The sequence below is a fragment of the Paraburkholderia sp. SIMBA_030 genome, from assembly GCF_046535245.1.
Lineage (GTDB): Bacteria > Pseudomonadota > Gammaproteobacteria > Burkholderiales > Burkholderiaceae > Paraburkholderia.
Genome location: NZ_JAWRXB010000923.1, coordinates 1 through 259 on the forward strand (window position 1 = coordinate 1; position 259 = coordinate 259).

The following is a 259-nucleotide window of genomic DNA, read 5'->3' on the forward strand; positions in this document are numbered from 1 at the left end:
TGTAGAAACCTTCGTATTCCAGTTCCAGCAGACCCGGCAGTTTCGCGTTGATGTAGTCAACGAATTCCAGCGCTTTTTTTTTGATTTCTTCAGATTTACCACCCGGGATGGTCGCGTACAGACCGTCGGTGTCGATGTACAGAACTTTGAAACCGAATTTTTCTTCCAGTTCTTTCCAAACGAATTCGATGTATTCACGACCCCACGCGGTAACAGATTCCGCGCATTCTTTGCAGTACCAACGCGCTTTCGCGTAACC

1 protein-coding gene is annotated in these 259 nt (G+C 47.5%); it reads right to left on the reverse strand.

Annotation, left to right across the window (positions count from 1 at the left end; all coding sequences use genetic code 11):
- Nucleotides 1–259 (reverse strand): DNA polymerase domain-containing protein (locus tag SB772_RS42725; RefSeq protein WP_410838862.1); only part of this gene is annotated, 259 nt, incomplete at both ends.